Here is a 13,345-nt window from a genome sequence, read left to right as displayed (position 1 = left end):
GTGTGTCAAACGACCGAGGTGCGCCGGAATCGAGGTGCATCTCTCATTCCTCGGGCCGGAAGCCGCTGCTAGACTGCGCCGCATCAGGCCGTCTGCAGTGAATCCGCCCCTCCATTCCGACCCCTCCGACCCGGCTGCCGCGCCGTCGCCGGCCGCGCCTTTCCGACAGGAAGAGGGCCCGCAACGGCTCAACCTGGCGCCCGCGCTGCAGTTGCTGGCCCAGTCGGGGCACCGCCTGGACAACGCCGGCCCCGAAGGTTCGGCCGCCTGGCTTCAGGCCGTGGTCGACGCCTTGTGCGACCTCTCCAGCCGCGATCCGCTCACCGGGCTCGCGAACCGCCGGCATTTCGAGCTGGCGCTGTCGCGCGAGATCGACCGCGTGGCCCGCGTGGGAGAACCTGCCCTGGTGCTGGCCGTCGACATCGACCGCTTCAAGCAGGTCAACGACACCCACGGCCATGCCGCGGGCGACCAGGTCATCCGCTTCGTCGGCGACGCGCTCCTCGACTGCGTGCGCCCCATGGACACGGTGGCCCGCTACGGTGGCGAGGAATTCGCCGTCATCCTGCCCAACTGCCCGCCTGCCTTCGGCCAGGCCGTGGCCGAGCGCATCCGTCGCAAGGTGGAACGAGGCAGCGTGCGGCTGCCCACGCAGCAGGACCTGGCCGTGACGATCAGCATCGGTGGCGCCTTCGCACCACAGTGGGTGCGATCGTCCATCGCGCTGTGGATGGAGCGGGCCGATCGCCAGCTCTACCGGGCCAAGGCCGAGGGCCGCAACCGCGCCTGCCTGGAGCAACCGCCGGTGTCCATGGTCACCGCAGAAGAAAAGGGGCTGCTGTTCGGCACGTCCCAGTTCCACGACTTCGACTCCCAACCATGACAACGCCCACCACCTCCTCCAGCCCGCTCGCGGCGAGCGCAGGCAAGCGGGCGCGCATCGTGGCCGTGACCAGCGGCAAGGGCGGCGTGGGCAAGACCTTCGTGTCCGCCAACCTGGCCGCGGCGCTGGCCCGCATGGGCGAGCGTGTGCTCGTCCTGGATGCCGATCTCGGACTGGCCAACCTCGATGTGGTCCTGAACCTGTCGCCCAAGATCACCCTGCACGACGTCTTCACCGGCCGGGCGCAGCTGGCCGACGCCATCCTGCCGGCGCCGGGCGGTTTCTCGGTGCTGCTGGCCGGGTCCGGCCTCGTCGAGTACTCACGCCTCACGCCCGAAGTGCGCGACCAGCTGCTCGAGATCATCGAGACCGTCGCGCCTCGCTTCGACCGCATCATCATCGACACCGGCGCCGGCATCTCCGACGTGGTGTTGTACGCCGTGTCGCTGGCCGACGAGGTGCTGGTCGTGGCCACGCCCGAGCCGACATCCCTCACCGACGCCTATGCCACCATCAAGGTGCTGGCCACCCAGCAACAGCGGCATGCCGTGCTGATGGTCGTGAACCAGGTCGGCCGCGCGGGCGAGGGGCGTGCCATCCGCAGCCAGCTGCAGCAGGTGGTCGATCGCTTCGTCACACCGATGCTGGCCGCGCCCGCCCAACCGTTCCGACTCGAGCTGATCGGCGAGATTCCTTCCGACCCCTCGGTGCGCGAAGCGGTGCAGAAACGCCAGTTGATGATCGAGACTTTCCCCGGGTGCGAAGCCGCCAAGGCCATCGTCGCCATGGCCACCCGCCTGTCCAGCCCCTGATGTCTGCTCCCTACGACACCCCCTTCGAATGGATCGGCGGCGAGTCCGCCGTGCGCGCGCTCGCCGACCGCTTCTACGACCTGATGGACCTGGAACCCGGCTACGTCGGCATCCGTGCATTGCACCCGCCTTCGCTGGACGACTCCCGGCAGAAGTTCTTCTGGTTCCTCTGCGGGTGGCTCGGCGGACCGGCGCACTACGTCGAGCGCTTCGGCCATCCGCGGCTGCGTGCGCGGCACATGCCGTTCACCGTGGGCCTGCGCGAACGCGACGAATGGCTCGCCTGCATGGCCCAGGCCATGGAAGAACTCGGTGTCGACCCCGATCTGCGCGCCCGGCTGAACGACTCCTTCTTCAAGACGGCCGACTTCATGCGCAACCGCGGCGGCTGAGCGCCGGTCCCTCGTCCGGCGACGCCGACGAGGAGACGATATGCTGCGGGATGCCAGCCAGCCGCCCATCCCTGCCCGCAAGGGACCCCCACCGCCATTCCTTCCTCTCCGGCGGCGGCCGGATGGGCGCGCTGATGCGGGCGCAGGACTGGGCCGCCACGCCGATGGGACCGCCGGACGGCTGGCCCCAGTCGCTGCGATCGATGCTGTCGGTGTGCCTCAACTCCCCGGTGCTCGGCACCGTCCTGTGGGGCCCCGAGTTGCGCATGCTCTACAACGACGCCTACATCCCTTCCATGGCGGACCGGCATCCCGCCGCGCTCGGTCGGCCGGTGGCCGAGGTCTGGGACAGTGCGTGGGAGCAGGTTGCGCCGGCGTTCATGCACGCCATGGCCACGGGCGAAGGTTTTTCGCAGCGCCATGTCGAGCTGCCCATGATGCGGCGCGGTCGAGCCGAGGTGACGTGGTGGGATTTCAGCGCCTCGCCCATCCGTGGCGAGACCGGTGAGATCGTCGGGTTGTTCAACCAGGGCTTCGAGATCACCGAGTCGGTCCTGGCGGCGCGGCGCGCGGCGGAGGAGGCGGCACGGCAGCGGCTGATCTTCCAGCAGATGCCCGGATTCGTCGGCCTCATGAAAGGACCCGAGCACGTCTACGAGTACGTGAACGACGCGTTCGTCCACATCGCGGGTGATCGCCCGCTGGTGGGCCAACGCTTCAAGGACGCCTTTCCGGAGCTGGCCACGCAGGGGTTCCACGCGCTGGTCGACGACGTCTACCGCAAGGGGGAGGCGTTCTCGGCCCAGGGACTGCGCATTCGCCTGACCGGTGAAACCGAGGACCGCTACGTCGACCTGCTCTACCAGCCCGTCCGGGACGAGCATGGCACGGTGGCCGGCATCTTCACCGGTGGCTACGACATCACCGAACGGGTTCGCCTCGAGCGCCGCCGCGATGCGCTGGCCGCGTTGACCGACCGCCTGGCCGGCGCTGGCCAGGCGGGCTATGAGGGCGCACGGATCGTGGGCATGAACCTGCAGGCCAGCCGGGCGGCCTACGGGACCGTGCAGCACGACACCGGAGAACTGGACGTCGCGCGTGACTGGGTCGCCGATGGTGTGGAGTCGCTGGCCGGCATCACGCCGCTGGCCGCCTACGGCGAGCACATCGACGCCCTGCGGCGCGGCGAGGCAACGGTGGTGCAGGACGTCCGGCTCGATCCGGGTGTGCCGGACCCCGAGTCGGCGTCGGCCCTGGAGGCGCTGCACGCCCGGTCCTTCGTCAACGTGCCGGTGCTCGAAGGCGGACGCCTGGTGGCGGTCCTCTTCGTGCACGATGAGCGGGCGCGGCACTGGACCGCCGAGGAACTGGCCTTCATGCACGAGGCTGCGTCACGAACGCGCACGGCGGTCGAGCGGGCCGCCGCCGAGGCCGAGCTGCGATCGAACGAGGAGCGCTACCGGTTGCTGAACGCCGAGCTGGCCGAGGCCAGCCGCATGAAGGACGAGTTCCTGGCCACGCTCGCCCATGAACTGCGCAATCCCCTGGCCCCGGTGCGCAATGCACTGGCGCTTCAGCGGCTGCGCGGGGACGAGCCGGCGGTCATCGCGCAGACCCGGGCCCTCATGGAGCGACAGTTGCAGCACATGGTCCGGCTGATCGATGACCTGCTGGACCTGTCGCGCTTGAGCCGGGGCACGGTGGAGCTGCAGACCGAGCGGGTGTCACTGGCTTCGGCCATCAGCCTGGCCATCGATGCGAGCCGCCCCTTCATCGAACAGGCCTCGCATGAACTTTCGCTGACGCTGCCGGGCGAGGACCTGGTGGTGCTGGCCGATCCGGTGCGACTCGCGCAGGTCATCACCAACCTGCTCAACAACGCCGCCAAGTTCACACCTACCGGCGGCCGGCTGTCGGTCTCGCTCGAACGGGAAGGCGAGTGGGCGCTGATGCGGGTGGCTGACAACGGCATCGGCCTGCGCGCCGACCAGCTCGACCGCATCTTCAACATGTTCGAGCAGGTCGATCGATCGCACGCCCAGGTCAGCGGCGGGCTGGGCATCGGCCTCACGCTGGTGCGCCGCCTCGTCGAGGCCCAGGGCGGCCGCGTGGACGCCCGGAGCGAGGGCCTGGGCCTCGGCAGCGTGTTCCTCGTGCGGCTGCCGATCGCCGCGCCATTGACCGCCAGCCGGGCAGGAGCAGGGGCGGAGAGCGGGGTGGCGGCCGCACGTGGCCTGGCGCAACGCGTGCTGATTGCCGACGACAACGAAGACGCCGCACAGAGCCTCGCCATGTTGATGGAAATCGCGGGCCACGAAACCCGGGTCGTCTCCGACGGGGCGAGTGCCGTCGCCATGGCGCGCGAGTTCCGGCCGCATGCCGCCATCCTCGACATCGCGATGCCGATCCTGGATGGGCTCTCCGCCGCAAGGTCGATCCGGGCCGATGCCGCGGGCGGTGACGTCTTGCTCATCGCGCTCAGCGGGTTCGGCCAGGAAGCGGACCGTCAACGGTCCACCGAGGCCGGATTCGACGCGCACCTGGTCAAGCCGGTGGACCATGGTGACGTCGAACGCCTGCTGCTTGCTCATGCCGGGTACGGCCGTCGCCCGGCGCCGACTGCGGACTCGGCGCCTTGACGGCGCGTCGTCCCGGGTCGCTCCGGGTCAGCGTGTCGAGGCGCCCGCCTCGAACCAGCGCTTCAGCAGGTCGCGCTCGGCGTCGGTCATGCCCGTCGCGTTGTTGAGCGGCATCTGCCGCAGCGTCACGACCTGCTGGTGCACTTGCACGGCATGGCGCGCCACCGAAGCGGCGTCGTCCAGGGCGATTCCCTTGTTGGCAAGGCCGGCGTTGTGGCAACCGATGCAGCGCTCGGCAAGCACGGCCTGGACGGCGGGCCAGGTGGCCGACGTCGGCGTGGAGGCGGCGGCCTGCGGGCGTGCCGCGGGCGCCATGCCGACGATCACACCGCCCAGCAGCGCAACCCCGAACCACGCCCAACGCCACGGCACCGGCTGTCCGAAGGCCAGCGCCTTGTGACGCAGCACGAATGAGAGGCGGATGAGCGCACCGGCCAGCATCACCAGCACCAGCCAGAACCAGTTGTGGGGCGACCCATGCAGGAAACCGAAATGGTTGCTGAGCATCGCGATCAGCACCGGCAGGGTGAAGAAGGTGTTGTGGACGCTGCGCTGCTTGCCGCGGCGTCCATGCACCGGGTCGACCGGCTGGCCGGCGCGCAGCGCGGCCACCACCTTCCGCTGGCCGGGGATGATCCAGAAGAACACGTTGCCGCTCATGGTCGTGGCGAGCATGGCCCCCACGAGCAGATAGGCGGCCCGCCCGGCGAAGAGCTGGCAGGCGAGCCAGGCGGAGGCGACCACGAGCACGAAGACGAGCGCGCCGACCACCCTGTCCCCGTGGGCACGCTGGCCGAAGAGCCGGCAGATGAGGTCGTACAGCGCCCAGAAGCCCGCCAGCAGGCCGAGGGCCGAGGCCACCGCGGCCGCAGGCGACCAGTCATGCACCGTGCGGTCGATCAGGAAGGTGCTCGCGTTGAAGAGATAGAGCACGGTGAACAGGGCGAATCCGGTCAGCCACGTGGAATAGCTCTCCCACATCGACCAGTGCAGACGCTCGGGCAGCGTCCGGGGAGACACCGGGTACTTCTGCTGGTGGTAGAACCCACCGCCATGCACGGCCCACAGTTCGCCGCCGATGCCCTTGTCACGGGCCGAAGGGTCCGCCGGCGGCGTCAGGCTGTTGTCGAGCGCGACGAAGTGGAACGAGGCGCCGATCCATGCCACGGCGGTGATGACGTGCGCCCAGCGCAGCAGCAGGTTGAGCCAGTCAAGCAGGTAGACGTCCATCAGCGGCGCGCTCGTTTTGTATACAGAATCGGCGACGCCGCTCAGCTGCCGCGGTAGGTGGTGTAGGACCAGGGGCTGGCGAGGAGCGGCACGTGGTAGTGGGGCTGCAGGGCGTCCATGCCGAATTCGATCGGCACCTCTTCAAGAAAGGGTGGCTCGGCCAGCGTCGCACCGCGCCCGCGGAAGTAGGCGGCCACCTGAAACACAAGACGGTATCGGCCGGGACGGAACGCGTTGGCATCGAGCATCGGGCCGCCCGCCCGCCCATCGGCGTCGAGCGTGACCTCGCGCAGCAGCACGGCGCTGGCGCCATCCAGGCGATAGAGGGCGACCTGCATGCCTGCGGCAGGGCAGCCGTTCATCGTGTCGAGCACATGGGTGGTGAGTTGGGCCATCGTCGGTCGACACCGGGGGTTGCAGCAGTCTCAAAAGTGTATACAGTTTGTGTGCCCACGCAAGCCCGCTCCAGAGCGCTGCCCGCCCATGCCCCGAACCGGCCCTGTTCCCCGCAAATCGCGTGCCCCGGCCTTGTCCGTGGTGCCCGGCCCCGGTGCGTCCGGCCGCGACATCGCGCAGCGCATCATCGACGCCATCACGGCCGCCATCGTCGAGCGCCGCCTGATGCCCGGCACGCGGCTCGCAGAACAGAAGATCGCCGACATCTTCAAGGTTTCACGCACCATCGTGCGGCAGGCGCTGCACCAACTCAGCCGCGACAAGCTCATCACGCTCGAGAAATCCCGCGGCGCGCGCGTGGCCCAGCCCAGCGTGGAGGAGGCAAGACAGGTGTTCGAGGTGCGCCGCATGCTCGAAGGCGCGATGATTCGCCGTGTCGCCGCCGGCCTCTCCGCCGAGCAGGTCGCCCTGCTGCGCCGCCATCTCGAGGCGGAGCGCGCGGCGGTGCAGCGCACTGATGTGCCCGGCCGCACGCGGCTGCTCGCCGACTTTCATGTCACGCTGGCCAGGCTGCTCGGCAACGACACCCTCGCCGACATCCTGCGTGACCTTCTCTCGCGCAGTTCGCTCATCTCGCTCATGTACCAGTCGGCCCATTCGGCCGAGCACTCCTGGGCCGAGCATGTGGCCATCGTCGACGCCATCGAGCGCCGCGACGCCCGAGCGGCGGAGCGACTGATGGTCTCGCACCTGGAGCACGTGGAACACAACCTGCAGACCCTGCCGCGCGTGCCTGACCTCGCCGCCGTGCTGCGGCCCCATCCAGAAAGCCAATGACCACCTCCGCCGACCTGCCTGCTTCCGCTCCCGGCCCTGCGCCGGCGTACCCGCGCGACCTTGTCGGCCACGGCCGCCACCCGCCGCACGCGCGTTGGCCCGGCGGCGCACGCATCGCCGTGCAGTTCGTGCTGAACCACGAGGAGGGCGGCGAGAACAACGTCCTGCATGGTGACCCGGCCTCCGAGACCTTCCTGTCCGAGATCATCGGCGCGCAGGCGTATCCCGACCGCCACCTGAGCATGGAGTCCATCTACGAATACGGCACACGCGCCGGCGCATGGCGGCTGTTGCGGGAGTTCGAGCGTCGCGGTTGGCCGCTCACCATCTTCGGCGTGGGGATGGCCCTGCAGCGCCATCCGGAGCTGACCCGTGCCTTCGTGGAGGGGGGGCACGAGATCGCCAATCACGGTTGGCGCTGGATCCACTACCAGCAGATGCCGCCCGCCGAGGAGCGCGAGCACATGGCGCTCAGCACCCGCGTCATCCGCGAGCTGACGGAGGGCGCCTGGCCGCTCGGGTGGTACACCGGCCGCGACAGCCCCAACACCCGCCGGCTGCTGGCCGACCAAGGCGGCTACGAGTACGACAGCGACTACTACGGCGACGACCTGCCGCTGTGGATGCCGGTGCTGCGCAGCGATGGCGTCACCGAACAGCGGCTGGTGGTGCCGTACACGCTCGACACCAACGACATGCGCTTCGCCTCGCCGCAAGGCTTCAACACGGGCGACCACTTCTTCCAGTACCTGCGCGACGCCTTCGATGTGCTCTACGAGGAGGGTGATCCCGAAGGCCTGGACCGGCCCAAGATGCTCAGCATCGGCATGCACTCCCGCCTGCTCGGGCGCCCGGGCCGCTTCAAGGGCCTGGTGCGGTTCCTCGACCATGTGCAGCAGCATCCGCAGGTCTGGGTGTGCCGCCGCATCGACATCGCGCGCCACTGGCGAGCGCATCACCCCGCACCGCAGGATGCTTCATGACCCTCGACGCTCTCAACGCCGCGCCGCGTGATGCGGCGGTGCAATGGCTGCAAGGCCTGTACGAACTGTCGCCCTGGGTGGCGGAGGCCGTCGTCGATGAGCGGCCCTTCGCGAGTGCCGCGCAGTTGAAGTACCTCATGGCCCGTGCGGTGCGCGAGGCGCCTCGCGAGGCGCAGCTCGCCCTGTTGCGGGCGCACCCCGAACTGGCCGGCCGTCTGGCAGAGGAGGGCGGGCTGACCGCCGAGTCGGCCCAGGAGCAACGGCGGGCGGGCCTCACGGCCTGCTCGCCCGAGGAACTGCAATGGCTGCGCGACTTGAACGCCGCCTACCGGGCCCGGTTCGGCTGGCCCTTCATCGTGGCCGTGCGGGGCCCGCGCGGCACGGGCCTCTCGCGCCAGGAGATCATCGCCACCTTGGAGCGGCGCCTGGCGGCGCATCCGGACGCGGAGTTCGGCGAGTGCCTGCGTCAGGTGCACCGCATCGCCGAACTGCGGCTGAATGACAAGCTGGGCATCGAGCCGCACCTCGGCCACCAGGTGTGGGACTGCGCCGAGCTGCTGGCCCGGCATACCGACCCGGGGTTCGAACCGCTCGGCCAGCTCACCGTCACCTACCTCACGCCGGCCCACCTCGATTGCCAGGCGCAGCTTCAGCGCTGGATGAGCGACTGCGGGTTCGACGAGGTGGGTGTCGATGCCGTGGGCAACGTGGTCGGGGTCTACCACGGCACAAGCCCCGAGGCTCCGCGTCTGCTGACGGGCAGCCATTTCGACACCGTGCGCAACGCCGGCCGCTACGACGGCCGGCTGGGCATCTTCGTGCCGATGGCCGCCGTGCGCGAGCTCCACCTGCGGGGACGCCGGTTGCCCTTCGCCATCGAGCTCGTCGCCTTCGCCGAGGAAGAAGGGCAGCGCTTTCCGGCAACCTTCCTCGCGTCCAGCGCGGTGACGGGCCGCTTCGATCGCGGCTGGCTCCAGCAGCGAGATGCCGGCGGCCATACCTTGGCCGAGGCCATGGCCGAGGCCGGGCTGGATGTCGATGGCATCGACGCCGTGCGCCGCGATCCCGCACGCTACCTCGGCTTCGTGGAGGTGCACATCGAGCAGGGGCCGGTGCTGACCGAGCTCGACTTGCCGCTCGGCGTGGTGAGCTCCATCAACGGGAGCGTGCGCTATCGCGGCGAGGTGACCGGTGTCGCGAGCCACGCCGGCACCACGCCCATGGACCGCCGTCGCGATGCGGCGTTGGCAGTGGCCGAGCTCGCGCTCTACGTCGAGCAGCGCGCGTCGGCCCAGCCCGATGTGGTCGGCACCATCGGCATGGTGGACGTGCCCGACGGTTCGATCAACGTGGTGCCGGGCCGCTGCCGGTTCAGCCTCGACTTGCGGGCCGGCACCGATGCGGCACGTGACGCCCTGGCCGCCGACGTGCTGGCCGCCCTGCACGGGATCGTGGAGCGGCGAGGCCTGCGTGTGCAGATCGAGGAGACCTTGCGGGCCGCCGCCGCGCCGTCGGACGCCGCCTGGCAGCTGCGCTGGGAGTCGGCCGTGCTGGCCACCGGCGTGCCGGTGTTCCGCTTGCCGAGCGGGGCCGGCCACGACGCGATGAAGCTGCACGAGATCATGCCGCAGGCCATGCTGTTCGTGCGCGGCGGCAATGGCGGCATCAGCCACAACCCGCTCGAGACCGTCACCAGCGACGACGCGCAGTTGGCCGTCGTTGCCTTCCAGCACCTCATCGACCAGCTGGCCCAGGCCATGCCCACGCCATGACGCTTCCCTTCGACGCCCTCGACACCTGGATCGACGCCCACTTCGACGAGGAGGTGGCCTTCCTGCAGCAGCTCGTGCGCGTGCCGACCGACACACCGCCCGGTGACAACGCACCGCACGCGGAGCGCACGGCGGCCCTGCTGGCCGGGTTCGGTCTTGTCGCCGAAGCGCACCCGGTGCCGGCCGACACCGTGCGGGCGGCGGGCCTCGGGTCCATCACCAACCTGATCGTCCGGCGCCGCTACGGGCCCGGCCCCACGATTGCGTTGAACGCCCATGGCGACGTGGTGCCGCCGGGAGAAGGGTGGACGCACGATCCGTATGGGGGTGAAGTGGTCGACGGCCGCCTGTACGGCCGCGCCGCCGCGGTCAGCAAGAGCGATTTCGCCACCTTCACCTTCGCCCTGCGGGCGCTCGAGTCGCTCGGGCTGCCGCTCAAGGGCGGGCTCGAGTTGCACTTCACCTATGACGAGGAATTCGGCGGCGAACTCGGCCCCGGTTGGTTGCTCGCGCAGGGGCTCACCCGGCCGGATTACGTGGTGGCCGCCGGCTTCAGCCACCAGGTGGTGACGGCCCACAACGGCTGCCTTCAGCTGGAGGTGACGGTGCACGGCCGGGCTGCTCACGCCGCCATTCCGGACACCGGCATCGATGCGCTGCAGGCTGCCGTGCACATCCTCCAGGCCCTGTATGCACTCAACGAGGTGCACCGCGGCATCCGTTCGACGGTGCCTGGCATCGCGCACCCCTACCTGAACGTCGGGCGCATCGAGGGCGGCAGCAACACGAACGTGGTGCCGGGCAAGGTGGTGCTGCGGCTCGACCGCCGCATGATCCCGGAGGAGACACCGACCGAGGTGGAAGCCGCGGTGCGGCGTGTCATTGCAGAGTCCGCTGCGGGCTGCCCGGGCGTGACGGTCGAGGTGCGGCGGCTGCTGCTGGCGCATCCGCTCAAGCCCTTGCCGGCGAACCGACCGCTGGTGGACGCGCTGCGTCGCCATGCCGAGGCCCTGTTCGGCGAGCCGGTGCCGGAGCAGGGCACGCCGCTCTATGCCGATGCGCGCCTCTACGGAGAGCACGGCATCCCGGCGGTGATCTACGGCGCAGGGCCACGCACCTTGCTCGAATCGAACGCCAAGCGGGCAGACGAGCATGTCGTGCTCGACGACCTGCGAGGGGCCACCAAGGTGGTGGCGCGCACGCTGCTGGAGCTGCTGTCGGCGACGTGAGCCCCGGCCGGCGCCGGCTCGGGCCTCAGTAGCTGCGGCCGCCTTTGTACTGCGCCGTCGTGCGGGCCTCGCGCTGGGTGGCGCGGTCGATGGCGGCGAAGGCGCGCGCAGCATGGGCGTGGCAGATCGCCAGTCCGAGGGCATCGGCGGCATCCTTGCCGGGCAGGCCCGGCAGCTGCAGCAGCCGCATCACCATCTCCTGGATCTGCGCCTTCTGCGCCTGGCCATGGCCGGCGATCGCCTTCTTCATCTGGACCGCGGTGTACTCCGACACAGCCAGCCCGCCGGCCACCAGGCCGGTGATCGCGGCCCCACGGGCCTGGCCCAGCAGCAGCGTGCTCTGCGGATTCACGTTGACGAACACGATCTCGATGGAAGCGCAGGTGGGTTGGTAGCGTTCGGTGATCTCGCGCACGCCGTCGAAGATGATCTTCAGCCGGGCGGGCAGGAGGCCGGCGTCGACGGCATCGGTCTTGATGGTGCCGCTGGCCACGTAGTGCAGCTGGGTGCCTTCGACATCGATGACGCCGAAGCCGGTGGTCCGCAGCGCAGGGTCAATGCCGAGGACTCTCATGCGCCGAAATACCAGCGGACGGAGTGGAAGAACACCGGTGCGGCAAAGCACAGGGCGGCCACCCGGTCGAGCAGGCCGACGGCGCCGGTGACCGAGCCCTTGCCCCAGCGCTTGACGCCCGCGTCGCGCTTCATCGCCTTCACGACCAGCTCACCGAGGGTGCCGCAGCCGGCCGCGATGGCGCCGATCAGAAAGGCCTGTGGCGGCTTGAACGGCGTGACCCAGTAGAGCAGGCCGCCCACGAGGCCACCGGCCAGGGCGCCTGTGCCCCAGGCACGCCACGAGAAGCTGCGACTGATGTGACGGGCCACCGGGCGGCGCCGCATGCGGCGGCTGGCAAGACCCTGGGCCACCTGCGCGACGGCCACGACGAGGACGATGTACAGCACGAGGAAGGCGCCGCGCTGCTCATAGCCGCGAAAGCTCAGCAGCAGCAGCGCGGGAGCATGGCTCATGCCGTACACGCAGACCATGGTGCCCCACTGGATCTTGGCCGTGCGCTCGAGAAAACGCGTGGGGTCGTTGCCCAGGGCGGCCAGGATGGGCAGCGCCGCGAAGGCATACACCGGGATGAAGACCGAGAAGAGGTTGAACGCCCGGCCGCCGGCCAGCACGTACTGCAGCGGCAGCACGACGAAGAACGCCGCGAGCAGGGCGCGGTGATCCGCCCGGCGGGTGTGGGTGAGGGTGATGTACTCGCGAAACACCAGGAACGACACCACGGCGAAGAGCAGGGTGGCGACCACCGCGCCGAGCGCCCAGGAGATCCAGAACAGCACCGTGCCGATCCACACGGCGCGCAGGTCGCCCACGAGGCGGTCGTGCAGAGCACGTCGTTCCGGCGTCATGTCGCGCAGGGAGCGCATCATGATGGCGATGCTGGCGAGGGTGAGCACGCCGAAGATGGTCACGAAGAGCAGGCCCACCTGCTCGGTGACGGTGAGCTGCCGCAGCGCGCCCATCAGGCGGCCTCCTTCTTCAGCGCCAGCACCGCGTCACGGGCGCGGCTCAGGAAGTTGCGCTTGTCCTCGCCGGGCTCCAGCCGGACCGGTGCGCCGAAGGTGACCGAACAGAGGATCGGCACCGGTACCACCTCGCCCTTGGGCATGACCCGCTGCACGTTGTCGATCCAGGTCGGGATGAGGTAGACGTCCGGGAATTGCTCGGCCAGGTGGAACAGGCCGGCCTTGAATGCCGCCGGATCGCCCTTGTTGCCGCGGGTGCCTTCCGGGAAGATCACCAGCGAGTCGCCGTTGCGCAGCGCTTCGGCGAGCGGCTCGAGCGGGTCTTCGTCCTCGCTGCGCGTGCGGCTCACGTAGACGGCATTGAACACCTCGCGGGTGATCCAGTGCTTGAGCGGCGAGGCGGTCCAGTAGTCCCGTGCGGCGATGGGCCGCGTATGCGCCCGCAGGTCGCGGGGCAGGGCGGCCCAGATCAGCACCCAGTCGAAGTGGCTCTGGTGGTTGGCGAAGTAGATGCGCTGCTCGGCCTTGGGCGAGCAGCCGTGCCAGTGGCCCTGGGCCCCCGTGATGAGGCGGGCCAGGGTGGAGAGGGCGAGGCCAACGGCTTCTGCACGTGTCATGAAGCCGATGTTACCG

General features: G+C 69.8%; 13 protein-coding genes. 8 read left to right on the top strand and 5 right to left on the bottom strand.

What is annotated here, in order from left to right; translation table 11 throughout:
- Positions 1–97: 97 nt before the first annotated feature.
- Genes ACSQ2F_RS14615 through ACSQ2F_RS14600 form a run of 4 tightly spaced genes read left to right on the top strand, consistent with a single transcriptional unit; the run spans position 98 to position 4,726 of the window.
- Entirely contained in the window at positions 98–883 is a 786-nt protein-coding gene (locus tag ACSQ2F_RS14615; protein ID WP_436024024.1) for a GGDEF domain-containing protein, read from the top strand.
- A complete protein-coding gene (locus tag ACSQ2F_RS14610; RefSeq protein WP_436024022.1) occupies positions 880–1,695 on the top strand; it encodes a MinD/ParA family protein in 816 nt (271 codons plus the stop codon). The genes ACSQ2F_RS14615 and ACSQ2F_RS14610 overlap by 4 nt, the downstream gene beginning before the upstream one ends.
- Positions 1,695–2,087 (top strand): group II truncated hemoglobin, encoded by a 393-nt coding sequence (locus ACSQ2F_RS14605; protein WP_436024020.1) that lies wholly within the window; start codon positions 1,695–1,697, stop codon positions 2,085–2,087. The genes ACSQ2F_RS14610 and ACSQ2F_RS14605 overlap by 1 nt, the downstream gene beginning before the upstream one ends.
- A 50-nt stretch (positions 2,088–2,137) precedes the next feature.
- Complete coding sequence (locus ACSQ2F_RS14600) at positions 2,138–4,726, top strand: ATP-binding protein (RefSeq protein ID WP_436024018.1); 2,589 nt, start codon at positions 2,138–2,140, stop codon at positions 4,724–4,726.
- 27 nt (positions 4,727–4,753) lie between these two features.
- Here the strand turns inward: ACSQ2F_RS14600 and ACSQ2F_RS14595 are convergent, their stop codons facing one another.
- Both ACSQ2F_RS14595 and uraH read right to left on the bottom strand, forming a co-directional pair.
- On the bottom strand, positions 4,754–5,956 hold the full coding sequence (locus ACSQ2F_RS14595; RefSeq protein WP_436024016.1) for a urate hydroxylase PuuD: 1,203 nt from the start codon (positions 5,954–5,956) through the stop codon (positions 4,754–4,756).
- A 41-nt stretch (positions 5,957–5,997) separates the two neighbouring features.
- Complete coding sequence (gene uraH / locus ACSQ2F_RS14590; protein WP_436024014.1) at positions 5,998–6,351, bottom strand: hydroxyisourate hydrolase; 354 nt, start codon at positions 6,349–6,351, stop codon at positions 5,998–6,000.
- A gap of 88 nt (positions 6,352–6,439) precedes the next feature.
- Between uraH and ACSQ2F_RS14585 the strand changes: the two genes are divergently transcribed.
- Genes ACSQ2F_RS14585 through ACSQ2F_RS14570 form a run of 4 tightly spaced genes read left to right on the top strand, consistent with a single transcriptional unit; the run spans position 6,440 to position 11,173 of the window.
- Complete coding sequence (locus ACSQ2F_RS14585) at positions 6,440–7,189, top strand: GntR family transcriptional regulator (RefSeq protein WP_436024012.1); 750 nt, start codon at positions 6,440–6,442, stop codon at positions 7,187–7,189.
- Positions 7,186–8,172: an allantoinase PuuE gene (puuE, locus tag ACSQ2F_RS14580; RefSeq protein WP_436024010.1), complete on the top strand. Its 987-nt coding sequence runs from the start codon at positions 7,186–7,188 to the stop codon at positions 8,170–8,172. The genes ACSQ2F_RS14585 and puuE overlap by 4 nt, the downstream gene beginning before the upstream one ends.
- Positions 8,169–9,944: a 2-oxo-4-hydroxy-4-carboxy-5-ureidoimidazoline decarboxylase gene (gene uraD / locus ACSQ2F_RS14575; RefSeq protein ID WP_436024008.1), complete on the top strand. Its 1,776-nt coding sequence runs from the start codon at positions 8,169–8,171 to the stop codon at positions 9,942–9,944. Before puuE ends, uraD begins: the two co-directional genes overlap by 4 nt.
- The gene (locus ACSQ2F_RS14570; RefSeq protein WP_436024006.1) at positions 9,941–11,173 is read left to right on the top strand and encodes a M20/M25/M40 family metallo-hydrolase; all 1,233 of its coding nucleotides are present in this window, start codon (positions 9,941–9,943) and stop codon (positions 11,171–11,173) included. The genes uraD and ACSQ2F_RS14570 overlap by 4 nt, the downstream gene beginning before the upstream one ends.
- Positions 11,174–11,198: 25 nt before the next feature.
- Here the strand turns inward: ACSQ2F_RS14570 and ruvC are convergent, their stop codons facing one another.
- Genes ruvC through ACSQ2F_RS14555 form a run of 3 tightly spaced genes read right to left on the bottom strand, consistent with a single transcriptional unit; the run spans position 11,199 to position 13,329 of the window.
- Positions 11,199–11,747, bottom strand: a complete 549-nt coding sequence (gene ruvC / locus ACSQ2F_RS14565; RefSeq protein ID WP_436024004.1) for a crossover junction endodeoxyribonuclease RuvC — start codon at positions 11,745–11,747, stop codon at positions 11,199–11,201.
- Positions 11,744–12,709 carry a phosphatidate cytidylyltransferase gene (locus ACSQ2F_RS14560; RefSeq protein WP_436024002.1) on the bottom strand — a complete coding sequence of 322 codons (966 nt, stop codon included), beginning with the start codon at positions 12,707–12,709 and terminating at the stop codon, positions 11,744–11,746. The genes ruvC and ACSQ2F_RS14560 overlap by 4 nt, the downstream gene beginning before the upstream one ends.
- Entirely contained in the window at positions 12,709–13,329 is a 621-nt protein-coding gene (locus ACSQ2F_RS14555; protein ID WP_436024000.1) for a lysophospholipid acyltransferase family protein, read from the bottom strand. Before ACSQ2F_RS14555 ends, ACSQ2F_RS14560 begins: the two co-directional genes overlap by 1 nt.
- Between the last annotated feature and the right edge of the window lie 16 nt (positions 13,330–13,345).

The sequence above is a fragment of the Rhizobacter sp. LjRoot28 genome, from assembly GCF_964253025.1.
Classification (GTDB): domain Bacteria; phylum Pseudomonadota; class Gammaproteobacteria; order Burkholderiales; family Burkholderiaceae_C; genus Rhizobacter.
Note: the sequence above shows the minus strand (reverse complement) of the source record. Positions and strands in the feature narration are given on the sequence as shown.